Here is a 19,002-nt window from a genome sequence, read left to right as displayed (position 1 = left end):
CGAACGCCGGAGCCGCCCATGAACATTGCCCGTTTGTTGCTGCGCAGCGCCCGGGTGTTTCCGCAGCGCCCGGCGCTGTTGCAGGGTGCGCACCTGCTGCACGACTACCAGAGCCTGGCGCGGCGCGTGGCGGCGCTGGCCGGCCACCTGCGCGGGCCTGCTGGCGTGCAGCCGGGCGACCGGGTGGTTCTCTACGGCGCCAACGCCCCGGCCTATCTGGAGGCGCAGCAGGCCATCCACTGGTGCGGAGCGGTCATGGTGCCGGTCAACTACAAGCTGCATGCGCGCGAGCTGGCCCACGTGCTGGCCGACAGCGGCGCGCGCCTGGTCTGCGCCTCGCCCGAGCTGCGCGAGGCGGCGCTGCAGGCCGGCGCCGCGCCCGAGCGCCTTCTGGTGCTGGGCGGCCCCGCCTGGGAGCAGGCCGCCACCGGCGCGGCGCTGGCGCTGCACCAGGCCGCCCCCGAGGACCTGGCCTGGCTGTTCTACACCTCGGGCACCACCGGCCGGCCCAAGGGCGTGATGCTCAGCCAGCGCAACCTGCTGGCCATGACCATGGCCTATTTCACCGACGTGGACCAGGTCGATCCCGGGGACGCCATGGTCTATGCCGCGCCGATGTCGCACGGCGCGGGCCTGTACCAGTACGCCCACATGTTGCGCGGCGCGCGCCACGTGGTGCCCGAGTCCGGCGGCTTCGACCCGGCGGAGCTGGCCGATTTGGCCACCCACGTCGGCCGGCTTTCGCTGTTTGCCGCGCCGACCATGGTGCACCGGCTCGTCGCCCACCTGCAGCGCAGCGGGCGCGGCGGCGAAGGCTTCAAGACCATCGTCTACGGCGGCGGGCCGATGTACGTCGAAGACCTGCGCCGGGCCATGGACGTGATGGGGCAGAAGTTCGTGCAGATCTACGGCCAGGGCGAATCACCCATGACCATCACCGCGCTGGCGCGCGAGCACCTGGCCGCCAGCGATCACCCGCGCTGGCGCGAGCGCATCGCCTCCGTCGGCGTGGCGCATGCCTGCGTGCAGGTGCGCGTGGCCGACGCCGACGACCGCGACCTACCCACGGGCGAGATGGGCGAGGTGCTGGTGCGCGGCGACACCGTGATGGCCGGCTACTGGAACAACCCCGAGGCCACGGCCACCACGCTGCGCGGCGGCTGGCTGCACACCGGCGACATCGGCAGCCTGGACGCCGACGGCTTCCTGACCCTGCGCGACCGCAGCAAGGACGTGATCATCTCGGGCGGCTCCAACATCTACCCGCGCGAGGTCGAGGAGGTATTGCTCACGCACCCGCGCGTGAGCGAGGTGGCGGTGGTGGGCGAGCGCGATGCCGACTGGGGCGAGATCGTCGTCGCCTTCCTCGTCGCCGACGGCGAGCCCGTGCCCGATGCCGAGCTGGACGCGCTGTGCCTCGCGCACATCGCGCGCTTCAAGCGCCCGAAGCACTACCGCTGGCTGCCCAGCTTGCCCAAGAATGCGTATGGGAAGGTGCTCAAGACGGAGTTGCGGGCGAAGGTAGGGTAGGGGGAAGGGTGCGTCTTTTGTGGTTTGTAGTGTTGTGTGGGGTGCGGCGGCTATCGGCCAGGAGCGAACGTAGCTATCGCAAGATTCCGGTCGAAGGGAACCTATACAGTAAGGCATGATCACCTGCTATCTAGATTCACAAGACTACTCGGCGCTTACGGACCCCAAGCTAAACACTCTCGACCGCCGCCAGATCAAGGAGGCGTTGCTCCACATGGCACGTTCCAGGCAGGTGCGTTTTACATTCTCAGCAGCCGCAGTATGTGAGTCGGTCGCCCTAACAGCAGATGCTGCGCACCTTGCCGAACTGAAAGCGGAACTGCTCAGCGAACTTTGCGGTTCGAACGCGCTGGTTTCGTTTGATCGTCTAGTACGTGCAGAAGTAAATTCTCTTGCGCGCGGATCTGCCCCGCCAAGAGATATGTTCGATCCGCACGGCAGGTGGTTTCCAGAGATTTCCATCGACGAGACGTCAGTGCAACCGTGGGAGGGGATGCGTGAGCTGGCCGAAGAGGAAATGAAGGCGATGGGGCTTTCGCGTCAGGAACGTCGAGCCAAGGCTCGGACACTCATAAAGAACGGCAAACCGCGCCAGATGCTAATTTCCCAGCTGGCTCAGCAAGATCCAACGGTCTTCACCACAGAATTGCTAAAGAAATACCCCATGCGTCCTGAATACGCAGAAGTCATGGGACGGTACGCGCTGGGAAAAGCAACGAAGAAGGATTTCAACGAGGCATTGATGAACAGCCTCACGGATCCGCGTTGGATGATGAAATGGTTTACAACTCAGCATGCGCTATCCAGCCCGATCGCGGATATGGTTCGCAAGCCTGGACGAGAGCTTGGCCAAGCGATGAGGTCGCTAGCAGAAATTTCTGCGCAGTGGGCTATGACGCTACGGGACGCTGGTCTCGATACTGACCCAACGGGCAAGCGTGGCGAGATTACGCTGCGCTGGCAGGAAATGGAAGAGCGACAACTAAGGAAGGTCTGCACAACCCGCCTCATGGCGCAAGCTGACGCGTGAACATTCACATGGTGAAACCGAAGCCGAATTTGCGTCAGATTTCCCGCTCTTTCGGCCAATTTCAGCCGTATTGCGGGCTCTCGCCCGTGCTGCAGGCGCACTCATGCCCGCGCTCCCTGCAAAATGCGCTTGCGCACCATCCACAGATTGGACAGCGCAAACAGCACCAGAAGCTGGCTGGTGTTCTTGGCCAGGCCCTTGTAGCGCACCTTGCGGTGGCCAAACTGGCACTTGAGAACTCGGAACTGGTGCTCGACCTTGGCGCGGATACGCGCCTTGACGGTCTCCATCTGATCGAGCAACACATCCAGGGGGCGGTTCTTGTCGAGCTTCTTGCGCTTGCCCGGCATCATGGCGATGTGCCAACGGGTATCGGGGTGTTGATCCTGTACTTCGCCACGCTTGTCAACACCTCGGTAGCCCGAATCTGCAAAGACTTGTGTTTCCTCGCCGTGCAACAGCGCCGCTGCCTGCGTGATGTCGTGGGCGTTGGCGGCCGTGGTGGTGACGGTGTGCACCAAGCCCGAATCGGCATCCACGCCAATGTGCGCCTTCATACCGAAGTGCCATTGGTTGCCCTTCTTGGTTTGGTGCATCTCAGGGTCGCGCTGCCCATCCTTGTTCTTGGTGGAACTGGGTGCGGCAATCAAGGTGGCATCGACCACGGTGCCGCTCTTGAGCAGCAGACCACGGGCGGCCAGTTGGGCATTGACGGTGGCAAGGATTTGAGCTGCCAGCTCGTTCCTCTCCAAGAGGTGTCGAAAGCGCAGGATGGTGCTTTCGTCGGGCAGGCGGGTGATGCCCGCGTCCAAGTGGGCGAACTCTCGGTACAGGGGAACGTCGTGCAAGGCTTCTTCCATCGCCGGGTCGGAGTGCCCGAAGAATTGCTGCAGCAGGTGAATGCGCAGCATCGTCTCCAGCGCAAAGGGAGGGCGCCCCGTCTTGCCTGCAGGCGCGTGCGGTGCAATCAGCGCCAGAAGATCAGGCCATGGGATGACGGCATCCATCTCATCGAGGAATGCACGCTTGCGCGTCCTCTTGGGGGAAAGTTCAAATCCGCTTGTGGCAAGGCTCATTTGCTTCATGGGTGTTCAACGTCCGAGGGGCTCAGGTGGTGGACTTTTGCAGACCTTTCCTAATTGCTATTACGCAACGAATGGCTAGCGCGATAGGCATCGAATTAGGTGAGTTCGAAGCGAGAGATGTCGACACGCACTGTCCTGGCATCTCAGCAGGTGTTAGGTCGATGTACTCATCTATCTGGGCGAATGTTGGGGGGGGACGAAGGGAGGAGATCAGCGATAGTCAGCCCGTCGATGCGTTGCACGCCCTCTACGCGCCCTATGTGCAGGTTTTCAGAGCTGATCGATTTATGGCACCGCATATCCAGAAGCAGGTAAGGAGCGCAGGGACAATAGTAGTTCCACGGCTTTCGCAGCTAGTGGAAACTCTTGAGAAACAACTTCGCTAATTGACTGCCAGTTTCGGGTCGGAATCCGCCATTGTGATCTCCTATTTGCGAAATACAGACAACTCGGTAGAAGCATCGCCGCATCGTCACGCATGCTCCGCCGCGGAGGACAGCCGCCACGCATGCTCCGCGCAAACCGCCCGAAACCCCGCGCTGATGCACCCATCCCCCGCCGCAGCCCACCAGAAATCGCGCGCCGCCCCCCACGCCGCATGCCACACCGCCCGTTGCTGTGGCAACGGTAGCGGCGGCTCGAATGCCCGTACCGGCACCTCGCCGCCCGGCAGCGGCGCGTGCAGCATGGGCAGCATGTCGTAGGCCGGGGCCAGCGTCAGGTGGCCCTGCACGGGGCGCAGGGCGAGGTTGCCCAAGTGCATGTCGGTGTTGGCGATCAGGCGGCCGAACCACCACAGGTGGGCGATGCGCTGGGCGTCCTCCGGCGCCAGCCAATCTTGCGCCACAAGGCGCGCGGCCAGCACTGTCCAGTCGCGCGAGGCGTCGCCCAGCACGGCGGCGTTGGCGGTTTCCATGCTGCACAGCGGGCTGCGGCCGTGTTCGCCGTGGCGATCGAACCGCTCTACCTCCAGAAAGGTGCGCCCGCCGTGCTGCAGGATGCGGCTGGTGGCTACCTGCACGCCGGGCAGGCGCGCGGCGTGCTGCAGCGCCAGGTGTTCGCACACCAGCAGGTCCGACCAGCGTTGCACGGTGGGCGATGCGGCGTTGGCGCCCGAGAACTTGACCAGCACGTGCGGCGTGCCGCTGGCCGTGCCGGGGGGCGGGCTGCGGCGCGCGGCGAACTTGGGGAATTCACCCGCCGCGCTGGAACCCGGTACGCCGCTGGCAACGGCCTCATCGGCCAGTCGGGCGTAGGCGGCGGCGGTGGCTTCGGGGGCGATCGGCGGGGGCAGCGCTTGACGCTGGGCCTGCCACAGCGCATAGGCATCGTCGCCGACGATCCAGTTGCCGCTGGTGTCGCTGCCGCGCAGCGAGAGGACGTGCAGCACGTCGTCATCGCTCCAGGCCTGCGGATCGGGCGCCACGCCCAAGGCACGGTGTTCGGCGCGGGCGAACAGGCGACCCATGTAGCCCTGCGGACGCATGTCGTACAGCGGGTAGGGCAGGCCGGGCCACCAGCCGTCGCGCGCCTCGTCGGGCACGGGCCAGCCGCTACGGGTCAACGGCATCCAGCAGCCGTCGCCTTGCAGCGGGGCCAGCGGCGCCAGCAGTTCGGCCTGGCCTTCGGGGGTGATGGCGTACACCGGCAGGTCGGCCAGCAGGCCCCGGCCCGCATGCAGCGGGCGGCGCAGCGCGTAGCGCGCGCGCCGGGCCTTGCCTGCGCCCACCAGCTCACCGGGCGGCAGGCGCCGCAGCAGGCGGTGCAGCGTGGGCACGCTCACGCCCAGCGCGCCGGCCAGGTCGGCGGCGGCAGCCGGGGCGCGCACGGCGAGGGCGGTACGCAGTCGGTGGAGGTCGTCTGCAGGCATGAATGAGAAGATTGTTGAGAAGATTTATAACTTGAAAATTATGATGAATCAATCACTTGTTCACGATAAAACGTGAGTAATGAGAAGATTCATGGAAGATGTGCTAGGCATGGGCTACGCTGCCCCGCCATGCTCCATGGGTGTGGCACAGTGGCTGCCTGCCCGCTTGCTCGTCAGGCGGCCACGCCCGCCTGCCGCAGGCACCACGCCTCGAAGTCCTGCAGCGCCAGCGGCCTGCTGTAGTAATAGCCCTGATAGGTGGTGCAGCCCATGGCCGCGAGCAGGTCGCGCTGCCCGGCGGTTTCCACGCCTTCGGCAATCACCGTCAGGCCCAGGCCCCGGGCCAGCGCGGCGATCGAGCGGGCGATGGTGGCATCGTTGCCGTCCGTTTCCAGGTCGCGCACGAAGCCCTGGTCGATCTTGAGCTGCTGCAGCGGCAGGCGCTTGAGGTAGGCCAGCGATGAATAGCCGGTGCCGAAGTCGTCGAGCGAGAACTGGACGCCATGCGCCTGCAGCGCGCTCATCGTGGCGATCACCGCTTCGGCGTTCTGCACCAGCAGGCTCTCGGTCAGTTCCAGCTTCAGGCGCCCGGGCGGCGCGCATGTGCTCGCCAGCAGCTCCAGCACCTGCTGCGTGAAGCCTGGCTCCAGGAACTGCGCCGCGCTCACGTTCACGGCCAGCACCAGATCGGCGAACGCCGGCCGGCCTTTCCAGACGGCCAGTTGCTTGCAGGCGGTCTGCAGCACCCAGCGGCCCAGCGCTGCGATGAGCCCCGTCTCCTCGGCCAGGGCGATGAATCGGCCCGGCGCGATCAGGCCCTGCCGCGGATGCTGCCAGCGCACCAGTGCCTCGGCGCCGACGACCGCGAGGTGACGCCCCTCCTGCATGGTGACCTGGGGCTGGTAGTGCAGGCGCAGCTGGCCGGCGGCGATGCCCGCGCGCAGCTCGCGTTCGATGCGCATGCGCTCGCTCACGGCTTGTTCGAGCTGGCTGTCGAAGAAGTGCAGGCTGCCCCGGCTGTTGTGCTTGGCCTCGTACATCGCCAGTTCCGCCTGCTTGAGCAGGGCGTTGGCGTCGAGCTGCTCGTCGGCGAAGAGCACCACGCCCATGCTGGCGCTGCCCTGGTAGTCGGTGCCGCCGATGTGGCAGGGCTCGGCCAGCGCCTGCAGGATGCGCGTGCCCATGGCCTCGGTCTGCGCGGCCGCCTGGTCACGCCGGTCGCTGGTGGGGTGCAGCACGATGGCGAATTCATCCCCGCCAGGGCGCGCCACCGTGTCGCTGGCGCGCACGCAGGCGCAGATGCGCTGGCCCGCCAGGCGCAGCAGCGCATCCCCCTGGGGGTAGCCCAGGCTGTCGTTGAGCGATCGGAAGTCGTCCCAGTCGAGCAGCAGCAGCGCGGCGTATTCGCCGCTGCTGCCTGCCTGCCTGGTGGCTTCGCTCAGGCGCTCATGCAGCAGGGCGCGGTTGGCCAGGCCGGTGATGACGTCGTGAAACGCCAGCCGCTCGATTTCTTCCCTGGCGCGCTGGCGCTCCGCCAGATCGGTGTAGCAGGCGATCATGTGGGTCACGGTGCCCGACGCATCAGGCACGGCCGTGATGGTCATCCATTTGGGGAAGACGTCGCCGCTCTTGCGCCGGTCCCAGACCTCGCCCGACCACTGGCCCGTGCGCTGGATGGTCTCGACCATGGTGGCGTAAAACGCCGCGTCGTGGTGATTGGAGCGAAACATCTTGGGCGTGTTGCCCAGCATTTCCTCGGGGCGGTAGCCCATGATGTCGCAGAACGCCTGGTTCACGCGCAGGATGTGCGCGCGTGCGTCGGTCACCATCACGGGCTGCGTGGTGCGAAAAATGGCCTCGGCCACGCGCTGCTCGTCTTCCAGCACGCGCAGGCGCGCCTGCGCCTCGGCAAGTCGCCTGCTGTCGAAGGGGTTGGGCATGGCGGGTGCGTGGGTTTCAGGGCAGCGGGCGCGGCTCGCCTGCCATCACCACCGCCCGGCGCGGCAGGTGCAGCATGGTCAGGCCGTCGAGCATGAAGAAGCCCGCCTCCCACGGGTTCTTGAGGATGAAGGCGGTGCGCACTTCTTCATAGAGCGCCGTGCCCTTGGGGATTTCGTGTGCCACGGACTCCATGATGGTGTAGTTCCAGTGGATGGCCTCGTCGAACGTGAACTTGGCGCGTTCGTCGATGACGAAGAAGCACCGCGGCTCGCGCTGCAGCACCGAGAGCTTGAAGGTGCCGGGCTCGATGATGAGAAAGACGTCGTCGTCCTCGCTCGTGAGAAAGGCGAGCACCGTGGTGTGCGGCTGCCCGGGCGTGAGCGTGGTGAGCACGCCGACCTTGTTCTGGTGGTCCCTTTCCTCGGGCGGCGCCATCCGCGCCAGCGCGGTGACCGGCAGCGGCCGTTGCGGGCGGGCATCGGGCGGGTAGTCGTAGCCCGGCGCGCGGATGTTTTCGACGAGCGTGAGCCCGTGCACGAGCTGGCATTCGAGCGGGTCTATCGTCACCCAGTTCTCGTCGATGTCCGAGATGCGTCCCTTGAAGGACGCGCGGTACACGCGCAGCTCGGCGTCGAGCTCGTCCACGCCGGTGCGGTTGTCCAGATGCAGCGTGACGAGCGAGCCCATGGCCAGCGCATGGCCGCGCGGAATGAAGAACCTGATCTGGTTGTTGCGCCGCGGGTAAACCACGCCGATGTGGTGCACGATGCCGCTGGCCTGGTAGGACGCCAGGATGCCCAGGAACTGTTCGCCGAGGTAGTCTTTCAAAGCCATGGGGCTGCGTCGATTGCGGTCTTCGATGCCTGCAAGAGGCGAAATGTTTCTCGCGCGCCACGGGGCGGCGAGGCACCATGGTAACTACGATGGCCGCTGGCCGTATGAAAGGATGAGCATGACCCGCCCCGCCGTGACGCTGAAGATCGATTTCGTCTCCGATGTGGTCTGCCCCTGGTGCGCCGTGGGCCTGCATGCGCTGGAGCGCGCGGCCAAGGCGGTCGGGGACGAGGTGCGGCTGGACTGGCATTTCCAGCCGTTCGAGCTCAACCCCGGCATGCCGCCCGAGGGGCAGGACATGCAGGAGCATCTGCACGAAAAATACGGCTCCACGCCCGAGCAGCTCGCGCACACACGCACGGTGCTCGCCGAGCGCGGCGCGCAGGTGGGCTTCACCTTCAACCTGGACAAGCGCACGCGCACCTGGAACACCTTTGACGCGCACCGGCTGCTGCACTGGCTGGGCGAGGAGGGCGCGCCGGGCCAGCAGCGCGCGCTCAAGCATGCGCTGCTGGCGGCGTATTTCACCGAGGGCCGCAATCCGTCCGATCCTGCGGTGCTGCTGGAGGTCGTGGCCGCGCTCGGGCTGGATGTGGCGCGTGCCCGCGCGGTGCTGGAGGGCGGTGAATACGCCGGCGAGGTGCGTGAGCGCGAGCAGTTCTACCAGGGGCTGGGCATCCATTCGGTGCCCTCGATCATCATCAACGACCGCCACCTGATCTCCGGCGGCCAGCCGGTGGAGGTGTTCGAGCGGGCGCTGCGCCAGATCGCGGGGCAGGTGCAGCCGGGCGCGCAGTCCGGTCAGTAACTGCGCCCGCCCTTGTACATCGCGTGCTGGCGCCGGTGCAGGGCGGCCACCTCGCTCACGCGCGCCATCGCGGCGCCCGCGTGCGCGTGGGTGATGGCCAGGCCCAGCGCGTCGGCGGCGTCGGTGCCGGGCAGGCCGGACAGTTGCAGCAGGCGGCGCACCATTTCCTGCACCTGCGACTTGGCGGCGCGCCCGTGGCCGACCACGGCCTTTTTCATCTGCAGCGCGGTGTATTCGGCCACCGATAAATTGGCATGCACCAGCGCCGTGAGCGCCGCGCCGCGCGCCTGGCCGAGCAGCAGCGTGGACTGCGGGTTGACGTTGACGAAGACGATTTCCACGGCGGCGCAGTCGGGCGCGTAGCGCTCGGCCACTTCCGAGATGCCGTCAAACAGGAGCTTGAGCCGCCCCGGCAGATCGCCCAGGGCCAGATCCGAGCCGCCCCGACGCGTGGTGCGGATGGTGCCGCTGGCCACATAGGCCAGGCGCGGGCCGCTCGCCTCGATCACGCCGAAGCCGGTGGTTTGCAGGCCGGGGTCGATGCCGAGGATTCTCATTGCTTTTGAAACGAGAGCTGTTGGCGCTTGTCTGGCAAGGGTTCGAGGCTGTTTTTATGCATATTCAACGCTCGGCGGTGGCCATGTGGCCGACGATCTCCAGGGTGCGCACGCTCACCGTGGTGACGCGCATCAGCAGGGCGATGACCCGCTCCTTGTGCGCGGCGAAGCGGTAGGTGTCGAAGCGCTCGCGGATGGTCGGGTCCTTGGGCTTTTTTTCCTTGTGCTGGTCGAGCACCCAGTCGATGGCGCTGCGGTTGCCCAGCTTGTAGGCCCAAGCCTCGGGCGGCACGCCGCGCAGCGTGGTTTCGCTGTCCAGCCAGATGGCGCCGGCCGCCGGGTCGGACTTGAGCAGCGGCTTTGGTGCCAGGCCGGCGGCGCGGGCTTTCAGGTCGGGCTCGTCGTGGCGCGTGAGCGCGAAGGGCTCGACTGACTCATAGCCGATGTGCAGTTGCATCAGCTCGGCGCCCCAATCGGCCCAGCGCCAGAAGCCGGGGTAGAAGGGGATGCGCGGGAATTCGCGCTTCAGGTTCTGCGCGTATTTCTCGCGGTACAGCGGGTCGTGCAGCACGGCGTAGCAGTAGTGAAAGATTGCCTCCTTGGTGATCTTGCGCGCCCCTGTCTTGCTCCCTCTCCCGCTGGGAGAGGGCGGGGGTGAGGGCTCGGCGGCCTTGTAGTGGGCGGTGAACTGCTTGAGGGCCCAGTCGGTGATGTTGTCGTGGCGTACCCCTGCTTCATCGTATCGATACTGCGCTGCATACTTCGTCGCGTCAGCCGAATAAAGATTCAAGTTGGGAACGACGTCGGATGCAACCAGCGCAAACGGCTGTCTATCGCCGGCGATCACGCAAACACTCGGATTCCGAACATCTGACTGTGGGAAAAAGGCTGACGTATCGCCGCGCTCATCGACGAACAACGGTGAGTCGTAGAGGGCCTGACGAACAAAAGGTCGGTATGTCGTCGGCTTGATCAAGGCGGCGTCAAAACTCTCAACTCGGCCCTGAGCCATCCGCCGTTTGAGGTTTCTTGACCACTTCAGGTTGTCGGGATGTGTTTTCAGTTTTGCTGCTTGCTCATACGTTTCACAAAACCATTGCATCCTGGTTCGGAGGGCTTGCACATCAAGATCAACAACCCATTCGTCTCGGTTCGTTGAAGTGCCCAGCGAAAACAGCTTGAAGATCGCCCGCTCCTTCGCCGCCGTCTTCGCCGCCTTGGTCTCCTTGCTAGCCAGCGGAATCAGGCTGTCGAAATCGTTGTGCGTCAGATGGAGCCAGTTTCCGTTCTTGTCGGGCGAGATTTCATCAAAGGGCAAGCCGCGCAGCGGCTGGCTGGCGAGGAAGGCGAGCTTTTCCTCCGCGCTCTCCATTTCGGGCCGACGCGCGTAGTACACACGGGCGGGTCTTTTGTCTTTCGTGGCTTGCTGGCGCTTGACCAGGAAGCTGATGGCCACGCCGGTCTGGATGCCGAAGACGTTGTGCTTGGTGCCGCTGAGTTTTGGGTTGGCACGCACGTCGCCGCCCAAATCGACGACGTAGATGTCGCTGAACTCCTGCACCACGGTCTTGCGAAAACCGTCGAAGGTGCGGGCGTCGAGAAAGCTGCGGTTGGTGACGAAGGCCAGGATGCCGTTGTCGCTGAGCCGGTCGCTGGCCCAGCGGAAGAAGCGCGCGTACATGTCGTAGAGCTTGGTCTTTTGCGCGGTGCTCTCGGCGATGTAGCTCTGCTTGATGCGCGCGTCGATGTGCGGGTAGGCGCGGTTCTTGTTGTTGTCGTTCTCGCTTTGCTGGTTGGCGTTGTACGGCGGGTTGCCGATGACGACGCTGATACGGCGTGCGTTCTGGCGCCGGATGCGCGCGACGTTCTCCTCGCTCACGCCGGCGAACAGCTCGGCCGTGGTGCCGCGCGCGGCGGTGTGCAGGCCCACGTTGTCCAGCGTGTCGACGAAGCACAGGTTGGGGAATTCGGCCCAGGCACCGCTGATGGCGGCATACGTCGCCTCGATGTTCAGGTTGGCCACGTAGTAGGGCAGGATGGCGACCTCGTTGGCGTGCAGTTCGTGCTGGTACTTGTGCGCCAGCTTTTTTGGCTGGCCGCGAAAGTGCTCCAGCAGCTCGCAGATGTAGGTGCCCGTGCCGGTGGCCGGATCGAGGATGTCCACGTCCTTGTCGATCAGGTTCTTGCCGAAGTGCTGCTCGCACAGCCAATCGGCGCCGTCGATCATGAAGCGCACGATCTCGCCCGGCGTGTAGACCACGCCCAGGCGGTCGGCGGCCTTGGTGTTGTAGACCTTGTAGAAGTTCTCGTAGATGACCTTGAGGAAGGTCTGCTTCTCGCCGTGGCTCGCGATCTGCGCGGCGGCGGCGCGGATGGCGGCGTAATACGGCTCCAGCCCCTTGAGCGTGTTCTTCTTGAGCGCGCCGGTGAAGAAGGCGCCCTCCAGCGCGTACAGCTCGCGCGCGACGTTGTTGTGCTGGTGGAATTCGCTGTCGTCGAACACCTTGGCGAAGATTTCCTCGGTCAGGATGTGCTGGATCAGCATCTCGCGCACGTCGGCGTCGGTCAGCAGCGGGTTGATGGCGTCTTGCGCATGCAGTAGGAATTTTTGCTCGGCGGTGCGAAACGCCGGGTTGCCCTGGTGCGCGGCATCGATCATCTGGCGCAGCGCCGCCAGCACGGCGGGCAGGTCGGCCTTGAACTGCGCGACGGCGGCGCGAAAACCGGCGATCTCGGGGCGCTCGTAGCCAAAGAACAGCGTGAGCAGCTGCTCCAGCGCGGCGGTGTCCTCGACCGGGCAGCGCATGACTTCCTGGCGGTGTTGCCACAGCACCACGGTGGTGTCGTCGCTGAAGACGATGTTGTCCTGCGGGTAGCCTCGTCTGAACTTCTTGACGATCTCCGCGTCGAGGTCGTCGTCGGCGTCCTTGGCCTCCCAATAGCCCAGGGGCATGCGCAGCTCGTGCAGCAGGGCGCCGTCCACGCTGATGTTGGCTTGGGTGGCGGTCTTGAGCGGGTACTCGGCGAGGAAGACCAGGCCCTGCTGGCGGCCCCAGGCCTTGAGCAAGTCCTTGAAGGCTTCGCGCACGATGGTCTCGCGCTGGCTACCGCTGACCTTCTTGATCAGGTCGAGCTGGCTGAGGTAGTTCTGGATCAGGAGCTGGCTCATGGATGCTGGGCCGATGGGGTGGGTGCGGGTGGAGTGTCAATTGGGCCGACTATGCACGGGTCGCGCAAGCCCCTCACCCCTCCCTCTCCCCAAAGGGGCGAGGGTGACATGCCGGGTGACGCGCGCAAGTTCAAGGCAGTTGCGCGGCGGGCATGCGCGCCAGGATGGTGCGCGTGCGCCCCGCCAGGTAGGCCGAATGCGGCGTTTTCTCAAAGCGCCGCGGCGCGGGCAGCATTACCGCCAGGCGCGCGGCCTCGCGGGCGCTGAGCTCGGCCGCGCTCTTGCGGTAGTAGTGGCGGGCGGCGGCCTCGGCGCCGTAGATGCCGTCGCCCCATTCGACGCTGTTCAGGTAGATCTCCAGGATGCGCCGCTTGCTCAGCAGCTGCTCCAGCGTGAAGGTGAGCACCAGCTCCTGGCCCTTGCGCACCAGCGTGCGCTCGCCCGACAAAAGCAGGTTCTTGGCCAGCTGCTGGGTGATGGTGGAGCCGCCGCGGATCTTTGGCGCCGCAGCCGGCTGGTCCGGACGGCGCGCCTTGGCGCGCTCGGCGCGTTCGCGGGCGAGCGCGTTGCGCTCCCAGGCCTTTTCGATCGCGCTCCATTGCACGCCGTCGTGCTGCACGAAGGCGTCGTCCTCCGAGGCCAGCACCGCGCGCTTGAGTTGCTCGGAGATCTGCCCATACGCCACCCACTGCTGGCGCCAGTGCAGCGGCTCGGAACCGCGCAGCTGCTGCCACAGGGCGCTGCGCTGAAAGCTCGTCGATTCGGGGGCCATGCGCGCCATCAGCGCGATGCGCAGCACGAAGAACAGCTGCAGCGCCAGCAGGCCGGCGAGCACCAGCGCGAGCCAGCGCGTCAGCGCCTTCATGGCGCCAGCAGCGCGCGCAGCTCGGCCAGCACCTGCGTTGCCGGCGGGCGCACGCCGCGCCAGAGCGCGAAGGCCTCGGCCGCCTGGTGCACCAGCATGCCCAGGCCGTCGCGCGCGTTGGCGCCGTGGCGCGCGGCCCAGTCCAGAAAGCGCTGTGCCGGCGGGCCGTACATCATGTCGCAGGCCAGGCTCCCCGGGCGCAGCACGCTCGCCGGTACCGGCACGCCGGCCCCTGCCAGACTGCTGGAGCTGGCATTGATGATGACGTCAAAATCGGCCTCTGGCGCTTGCTGGTCAAGCGCGAGCAGCTCTGTTTTTGATAGTTTTGCAAGGTCCTGATGGCTGGTGACCAGCGCCTGGGCGCGCTCGGGCGTGCGGTTGCAGATGGCCAGGCGCCGCGGGCCGCGCGCCAGCAGCGGCGCGAGCGCCCCGGCCGCCGCGCCGCCCGCGCCGATCAAGAGCACGTCGCGCCCGGCGAGCAGCACGCCCGCGCCCTGCTCGATGTCGGCCACCAGGCCCAGGCCGTCGGTGTTGTCGGCGTGCACCGCGCCGTCGCGCAGCACCAGGGTATTGGCCGCGCCGGCGCGCGCCACGCGTTCGCTGCGGCTGTCGGCAAGTTGCGCCGCCTGCACCTTGAAGGGCACGGTGACGTTGCAGCCGCGCCCGCCCTCGGCGGCAAAGGCGCCGAGGGCCGCGGCAAAGCCGTCCAGCGGCGCAAGCCGCGCCTCATAGCGCAGGCGCTCGCCGGCCAGTTCGGCAAAGCGCGCATGGATCCAGGGCGAGCGGCTGTGCGCAATCGGGTGGCCGAAGACGCAGTACAGGTCGGGGCAGCTCATTGCGGCTCCCGCAGTTCGGCTTCGAGCTGCTGCTCGCGCGTGAACTTGAAGCGCGCCACCATCGCCAGCTGGTCGGTTTGCGCGCGCATCTGCGCGTTGAACGCGCCAAACGGCCCGGCGGCGCGCGCGATCGCCTCGGCGCGCCGGTCCAGCAGCGCGTTGCCCGAGCCCTGCACGATCTCGGTGGCGAGCACGCTGCCGTCGTGGTTCACGGTGAGGATCATCACCAGCTCGCCATAGAGCTTCCTGCCGCCGGCCTCGGGGAAGTTGCGCGTGCCCTTGTCCTCGACCTTGCGGCGCAGCTGGTCGTAGTACAGCGCATAGACGGCTTCGCGCGTGGCCGGGCTGATGTAGCGCTTGCGCGGGCGGGCGTTCTCTTCGTTGATGCGCTTTTCGATCTCGGCCAGCAGGCGCACGAGCTGCTGGCGCTTTTGCTCCTGCGCGCGGCCCTCGGCGCTCTGCGCGGCCTTGTGCGGATCGGGTGCGGGCAGGCTGGCGATCTGGCGGCGCACCTGCACCAGCAGCTGCTGCTGTTGCTCTTGCAGCTGCTCCATCTGGCGCTCGGCGTCCTGGGCGTCGTCGCCGGTGCGCGTCAGCGCGGAATAGGGCAGGGGGCTGGTGGCGCGCCCGCGCGCGGCCTCGCCCCCGCCGGCCAGCGCGCTCTGCGCCATGGCCTGGGCTTTCTCGGGCGGCTGCTCGCCCTTGGCGTTGACGAGGATGACCTCCAGCGGCGTGTCCTGGAAGATGCGCTCGAAGGTGGCCGGGGCCACGAAGCGCACCGTGAGCAGCGCCGCGTGCGCCGCGATCGAGATGCCCAGCGCAAGCTGCAGCGTGCCGAGGTGGCGAGGCAGGCGCGGCATGCTCAGGTCGCGCCGGCCTGGCCGGGGGCGTCTTCCTGCACGTCCACCGCGATCGCCAGCGTGGCCTGGGGCGTGTCGGCGTCCTCGTCGTCGATCAGCGCGTCGTCGCTCGCGTCCTGCGGGTCGTCCAGGCGCGCGGCCAGCGTGCCGAGCACCTCCAGCGAGATCTCGTCGACCGCGCCCAGGCGCACGCGCACGCGCGCCCCGCGACTGAGCGTCTGCGCGCCCAGCACCGGCAGCACCAGCGGCAGGTGGTCGGCGCGCACCAGGAAGTCGCCGTTGCCGCCTTCGCGGATGACCGCGCCGTCCAGCTCGGTGATGCCGTGCTGCTTGAGGTAGCGCAGCGTCCACCAGCGCTCCATGCTGCTCTGGTAGGCGTTGTAGGCGGCGTAGGTGGTGTCAAAGCCGCTGACGATGGCAAACAGGCTGGCGTCCTTGGGCTTGAAGGGCGCGGCCAGCGCGGCCGTGGTGCCGTGGCGCACGCAGGCGATGATCTGCCACTGGTTGACCAGGTCCACGTAGCGGCGCAGCGGCGAGGTGGCCCAGACGTAGCAGGGCACGCCTATGCCCGCATGCGGCAGCGCGCGCAGGCCCATGCGCACTTTCACGCCGGGGGCCAGGCTCGCCTGGCTGCGGTAGATGCCGGGCACGCCATGGTCGGCCAGCAGGCGCCCCCAGGTGCTGTTGGCCACGATGGCGGCCTCGGCCACGATGAGGTCCAGCGGCGCGCCGCGCTGGCGCACCGCTATCGATACCGTCTCGCTGCCGTCGGGCTCCTGGCCCTGCACGTCCAGCAGGCGGAAGGTGTAGTCGGGCCGGCTGAAGTTCTCGGGCTTGCCGCGCACCTCCTCGCGCCCGACCTTGAGATGGCGCGCGAGCTTGTATAGAAAAGTGAGCTCCTCGCGCTTGTCCAGCAAGGGCTGGGGCGTGTTTTCCATCGAAATCGAAGGGTTGGTGATCCAGTCTTCGGTGACGATGTGGTCGAGCTGGTCGTGGCGGAAGTTGATCGCCACCTGCACGCGTTCGAGCCGCGTCTCGCTGCCCAGCACCGCCAGCGTCGCCTCGTCGTAGCTGACGTACAGCGACAGCGCCGGGTTGGCGCGTTCGGCGTCCAGGGTGTAGCTGTGCACCACCTCGGGCGGCAGCATGGTGATCTTGTGCCCGGGCAGGTAGACCGTGGACAGGCGCTGGCGCGCGATGGCGTCGAGCGCGTCGCCCGGCGCGATCGCCAGGCCCGGCGCCGCGATGTGGATGCCCACGGTGACGCGGCCCGTGCCCAGGCCCTGCACCGACAGCGCGTCGTCGATCTCGGTGGTCTCGGAATCGTCGATCGAATAGGCCACCACCGGTGCCAGCGGCAGGTCCTGCGCCGGCTCGGGCGCGCTCACCGGCGCAAAGCCCGTGCCCCCGGGAAACCACTCGAAGAGAAAGCGCTGCCAGTGAAAGTCGTAGGCCGAGGCGATCGCGCCTGCCTCCTGCAGCAGCGCAAGGGGCGCCTTGTGCGCGTTGCGGCTGGCTTGCACCACGGCCTTGTATTCGGGCGCGTTCCTGTCGGGCTTGAAGAGGATCTTGTAGAGCTGCTCGCGGATCGGCGCGGGGCAGCTGCCGCCCGCCAGTTGCGCGGCCCAGTCGTCGATCTGCGCCTGCACCTGCTCCTTGCGGGCGATGGCGGCCAGCGCCTGCTGCAGGATTTCGGCCGGCGCTTTTTTGAAGCGCCCCTTGCCGGCGCGGCGAAAGTAGTGCGGCGCCTCGTGCAGGGCCAGCAGCATGCCCGCGAGTTCGGGCGCGGGCGCGGCGGCGCTGAAGTAGTCGCGCGCCAGCTCGTCGAAGCCGAATTCGCCCTCGGGCGCGAACTCCCAGGCCAGCGGCAGCTCGATGGCGGCGGCGACCTCCTGCGCCCGGGCCAGCAGCGCGGCCGGGGCGGGCTGCTCGAACTTCAGCAGCTGCGCCGCGGCCTTGACCTTGACGCGCTTGCCGCTGTCGAGCTCGATCTGGGCGGAAGCGTCGGTCTCGGAGAGGATGCGCCCGGCGTGGAACTTGCCGGCGTCTTCAAACAATGCATGCATGGAGGAATTTTCCCATGCGCAGGGGCGCGGCCCGGCGCGGGCGGCGCAAGGCTTCAGATTTGCAGCACCAGAGAGGGGTCGAAGGCCTGGTTCTCGTTCACCCCGTCGCGCGCATAGCCGCGCGGATTGGCCACCACGCGGGTGGTGCCGATGCGGTAGTCGAAGCTGTCGTGCACATGGCCATGCAGCCACAGCGCCGGCTGCCAGCGCAGGATCTGCGCCTGCAGGTCCGAGACGAAGGCGGCGTTGATCGGCGAGCCCTCAAAGCGCGCGGCAATGCTGCCGTGCGCGGGCGCGAAGTGCGTCACCACCACCGTCGGGCCGTCGAAGCTTTCGGCAAAACGCCGCTCCAGCCAGGACACCGATTGGTCGAACAGCAGCTGCGACAGCGCCGGGCTGAAGCAGTCCTCGAAATCGGGCGCCACCTTGATGCGCGTGTAGTCGCGCGCAAAGGTGGTGATCTTCTGCAGCGCCTGTTCGCGCCCGGGGTCGCCCTGCAGCAGGCGAAAGTCCGACCACAGCGTGCAGCCCAGGAAGCGCACGCCCTGGTGGCGCCATTCGTCCTGCTCCAGCACCCGCACGGCGCTGCCCGCGGCGTGCTCGCGCAGCCGGGCGTAGGTGGCGCCGATGTCGCTGCCGAAGAATTCATGGTTGCCCGCGACGAATACCGTGGGCCGGCTGTACTGGCGCGCCCAGGCCATGGCCTGCTGCGGCCGCTGCAGGTCGCCGGCCAGCACCACCACGTCGGCCTCGGTGGGCGGCGGCTGCATCGGGTGGACGGACAGGTGCAGGTCGGACAGCAGGGCGATTTTCATGGCGGGGCTCGGCGCGGTCGAGGGAGAGCCAAGAATAAGCCAGCGCGCGGGCGCGCGTCAGGCCAGGCGGCAAAAGGCCAGCACTTCGTCCAGCCAGTCGGCAAAGTTGGACAGCGCGTGGTCGCCGCCCTCGAGCACGATCTGGCGCGCCTGCGGGTAGCGCGCAAGCATCTCGCGCCAGTCCAGCACCTCGTCGCCGCGGGCGGCAAGCAGCAGCTCGGGCCCGGCGGGCGGCTGGCCGCGCAGGTCGAGCGCACGCAGCTCGTCGATGTAGCGCGGGGCGAAGAAGAAGTGCTGCTGCGGGTCGTGCCACTGGGCCTGTTCGCCGATGTGGCGCGCCAGGTCGCGCGCCGGGTCCACCGCCGGGTTCAGCAGCACGCTCGCGCAGCGCTTCTCGTGCGCCACGCGGCTGGCGTAGTAGCCGCCGAGCGAAGAGCCGATCACCGCCATCGCCGCGCCCGGCCAGTGGCGCACGCCCTGCAGCAGCTTGTCCATGGCCGCCGCGGGCGAAGGCGGCAGCTGCGGGCACCACAGGCTCACGCCCGGATGGCGCGCCGCCACCGCGGCGGCCACCATGCGGGCCTTGGTGGACTGCGGCGAGGAGCGAAAGCCGTGCAGATACAGCAGATGGGTGGTGGTCATGGGCGCATTCTCATGGTTGACGCGGGGCAGGGGGAATGGCCGGGCCGCGGAGCGGCGGGAGTAAGATACATAACATTACAAATTCAACCCTTCC

15 protein-coding genes are annotated in these 19,002 nt (G+C 67.2%); 3 read left to right on the top strand and 12 right to left on the bottom strand.

All coding sequences use genetic code 11. The features are described 5' to 3' along the window. Positions 1-18 precede the first annotated feature (18 nt). Both FOZ74_RS03775 and FOZ74_RS03770 read left to right on the top strand, forming a co-directional pair. Positions 19-1,530: an AMP-binding protein gene (locus tag FOZ74_RS03775; protein WP_146911819.1), complete on the top strand. Its 1,512-nt coding sequence runs from the start codon at positions 19-21 to the stop codon at positions 1,528-1,530. Between the two features lie 115 nt (positions 1,531-1,645). Then, a complete protein-coding gene (locus FOZ74_RS03770; protein WP_146911818.1) occupies positions 1,646-2,560 on the top strand; it encodes a hypothetical protein in 915 nt (304 codons plus the stop codon). Positions 2,561-2,661: 101 nt separating this feature from the next. Here FOZ74_RS03770 and FOZ74_RS03765 read toward each other — a convergent pair whose 3' ends face one another. The 4 genes from FOZ74_RS03765 to FOZ74_RS03750 all read right to left on the bottom strand — a co-directional run bounded on the left by FOZ74_RS03765 (position 2,662) and on the right by FOZ74_RS03750 (position 8,290). Further along, positions 2,662-3,645 carry an IS5 family transposase gene (locus FOZ74_RS03765; RefSeq protein WP_146911817.1) on the bottom strand — a complete coding sequence of 328 codons (984 nt, stop codon included), beginning with the start codon at positions 3,643-3,645 and terminating at the stop codon, positions 2,662-2,664. A gap of 472 nt (positions 3,646-4,117) precedes the next feature. Next, positions 4,118-5,515: a type II toxin-antitoxin system HipA family toxin YjjJ gene (gene yjjJ, locus FOZ74_RS03760; protein WP_146911816.1), complete on the bottom strand. Its 1,398-nt coding sequence runs from the start codon at positions 5,513-5,515 to the stop codon at positions 4,118-4,120. Between the two features lie 173 nt (positions 5,516-5,688). Next, on the bottom strand, positions 5,689-7,455 hold the full coding sequence (locus FOZ74_RS03755; RefSeq protein ID WP_146911815.1) for a putative bifunctional diguanylate cyclase/phosphodiesterase: 1,767 nt from the start codon (positions 7,453-7,455) through the stop codon (positions 5,689-5,691). A gap of 16 nt (positions 7,456-7,471) precedes the next feature. Beyond that, the gene (locus tag FOZ74_RS03750) at positions 7,472-8,290 is read right to left on the bottom strand and encodes a hypothetical protein (RefSeq protein WP_146911814.1); all 819 of its coding nucleotides are present in this window, start codon (positions 8,288-8,290) and stop codon (positions 7,472-7,474) included. A 118-nt stretch (positions 8,291-8,408) separates the two neighbouring features. Between FOZ74_RS03750 and FOZ74_RS03745 the strand changes: the two genes are divergently transcribed. Then, on the top strand, positions 8,409-9,098 hold the full coding sequence (locus FOZ74_RS03745; RefSeq protein WP_146911813.1) for a DsbA family oxidoreductase: 690 nt from the start codon (positions 8,409-8,411) through the stop codon (positions 9,096-9,098). Here FOZ74_RS03745 and ruvC read toward each other — a convergent pair. The 8 genes from ruvC to FOZ74_RS03705 form a co-directional block, all read right to left on the bottom strand. Then, positions 9,092-9,655: a crossover junction endodeoxyribonuclease RuvC gene (gene ruvC, locus FOZ74_RS03740; RefSeq protein ID WP_146911812.1), complete on the bottom strand. Its 564-nt coding sequence runs from the start codon at positions 9,653-9,655 to the stop codon at positions 9,092-9,094. The genes FOZ74_RS03745 and ruvC overlap by 7 nt on opposite strands. Before the next feature lie 64 nt (positions 9,656-9,719). After that, positions 9,720-12,824: a type ISP restriction/modification enzyme gene (locus FOZ74_RS03735; protein WP_146911811.1), complete on the bottom strand. Its 3,105-nt coding sequence runs from the start codon at positions 12,822-12,824 to the stop codon at positions 9,720-9,722. Between the two features lie 130 nt (positions 12,825-12,954). Beyond that, complete coding sequence (mtgA, locus tag FOZ74_RS03730; RefSeq protein WP_146911810.1) at positions 12,955-13,689, bottom strand: monofunctional biosynthetic peptidoglycan transglycosylase; 735 nt, start codon at positions 13,687-13,689, stop codon at positions 12,955-12,957. Then, on the bottom strand, positions 13,686-14,525 hold the full coding sequence (gene aroE / locus FOZ74_RS03725; protein ID WP_146911809.1) for a shikimate dehydrogenase: 840 nt from the start codon (positions 14,523-14,525) through the stop codon (positions 13,686-13,688). The genes mtgA and aroE overlap by 4 nt, the downstream gene beginning before the upstream one ends. Then, the gene (locus FOZ74_RS03720; protein WP_146911808.1) at positions 14,522-15,385 is read right to left on the bottom strand and encodes an energy transducer TonB; all 864 of its coding nucleotides are present in this window, start codon (positions 15,383-15,385) and stop codon (positions 14,522-14,524) included. The genes aroE and FOZ74_RS03720 overlap by 4 nt, the downstream gene beginning before the upstream one ends. A 2-nt stretch (positions 15,386-15,387) precedes the next feature. Next, positions 15,388-17,451, bottom strand: coding sequence for a ribonuclease catalytic domain-containing protein (locus FOZ74_RS03715; protein ID WP_146911807.1), 2,064 nt, complete (start codon positions 17,449-17,451; stop codon positions 15,388-15,390). 53 nt (positions 17,452-17,504) lie between these two features. Next, a complete protein-coding gene (locus FOZ74_RS03710) occupies positions 17,505-18,266 on the bottom strand; it encodes a metallophosphoesterase (RefSeq protein ID WP_146911806.1) in 762 nt (253 codons plus the stop codon). 57 nt (positions 18,267-18,323) lie between these two features. Then, a complete protein-coding gene (locus FOZ74_RS03705) occupies positions 18,324-18,908 on the bottom strand; it encodes a YqiA/YcfP family alpha/beta fold hydrolase (RefSeq protein ID WP_146911805.1) in 585 nt (194 codons plus the stop codon). Between the last annotated feature and the right edge of the window lie 94 nt (positions 18,909-19,002).

It is taken from the genome of Comamonas flocculans (genome assembly GCF_007954405.1).
Classification (GTDB): domain Bacteria; phylum Pseudomonadota; class Gammaproteobacteria; order Burkholderiales; family Burkholderiaceae_C; genus Comamonas_C; species Comamonas_C flocculans.
This window is presented reverse-complemented; position numbering and strand designations above follow the sequence as displayed.

What these genes read in the sequence shown, in the direction of transcription:
- FOZ74_RS03775 (WP_146911819.1), top strand. Translation starts at nt 19, where the DNA reads ATGAACATTGCCCGTTTGTTGCTGCGCAGCGCCCGGGTGTTTCCGCAG.
- FOZ74_RS03770 (WP_146911818.1), top strand. Translation starts at nt 1,646, where the DNA reads ATGATCACCTGCTATCTAGATTCACAAGACTACTCGGCGCTTACGGAC.
- FOZ74_RS03765 (WP_146911817.1), bottom strand. Translation starts at nt 3,645, where the DNA reads ATGAAGCAAATGAGCCTTGCCACAAGCGGATTTGAACTTTCCCCCAAG.
- yjjJ (WP_146911816.1), bottom strand. Translation starts at nt 5,515, where the DNA reads ATGCCTGCAGACGACCTCCACCGACTGCGTACCGCCCTCGCCGTGCGC.
- FOZ74_RS03755 (WP_146911815.1), bottom strand. Translation starts at nt 7,455, where the DNA reads ATGCCCAACCCCTTCGACAGCAGGCGACTTGCCGAGGCGCAGGCGCGC.
- FOZ74_RS03750 (WP_146911814.1), bottom strand. Translation starts at nt 8,290, where the DNA reads ATGGCTTTGAAAGACTACCTCGGCGAACAGTTCCTGGGCATCCTGGCG.
- FOZ74_RS03745 (WP_146911813.1), top strand. Translation starts at nt 8,409, where the DNA reads ATGACCCGCCCCGCCGTGACGCTGAAGATCGATTTCGTCTCCGATGTG.
- ruvC (WP_146911812.1), bottom strand. Translation starts at nt 9,655, where the DNA reads ATGAGAATCCTCGGCATCGACCCCGGCCTGCAAACCACCGGCTTCGGC.
- FOZ74_RS03735 (WP_146911811.1), bottom strand. Translation starts at nt 12,824, where the DNA reads ATGAGCCAGCTCCTGATCCAGAACTACCTCAGCCAGCTCGACCTGATC.
- mtgA (WP_146911810.1), bottom strand. Translation starts at nt 13,689, where the DNA reads ATGAAGGCGCTGACGCGCTGGCTCGCGCTGGTGCTCGCCGGCCTGCTG.
- aroE (WP_146911809.1), bottom strand. Translation starts at nt 14,525, where the DNA reads ATGAGCTGCCCCGACCTGTACTGCGTCTTCGGCCACCCGATTGCGCAC.
- FOZ74_RS03720 (WP_146911808.1), bottom strand. Translation starts at nt 15,385, where the DNA reads ATGCCGCGCCTGCCTCGCCACCTCGGCACGCTGCAGCTTGCGCTGGGC.
- FOZ74_RS03715 (WP_146911807.1), bottom strand. Translation starts at nt 17,451, where the DNA reads ATGCATGCATTGTTTGAAGACGCCGGCAAGTTCCACGCCGGGCGCATC.
- FOZ74_RS03710 (WP_146911806.1), bottom strand. Translation starts at nt 18,266, where the DNA reads ATGAAAATCGCCCTGCTGTCCGACCTGCACCTGTCCGTCCACCCGATG.
- FOZ74_RS03705 (WP_146911805.1), bottom strand. Translation starts at nt 18,908, where the DNA reads ATGACCACCACCCATCTGCTGTATCTGCACGGCTTTCGCTCCTCGCCG.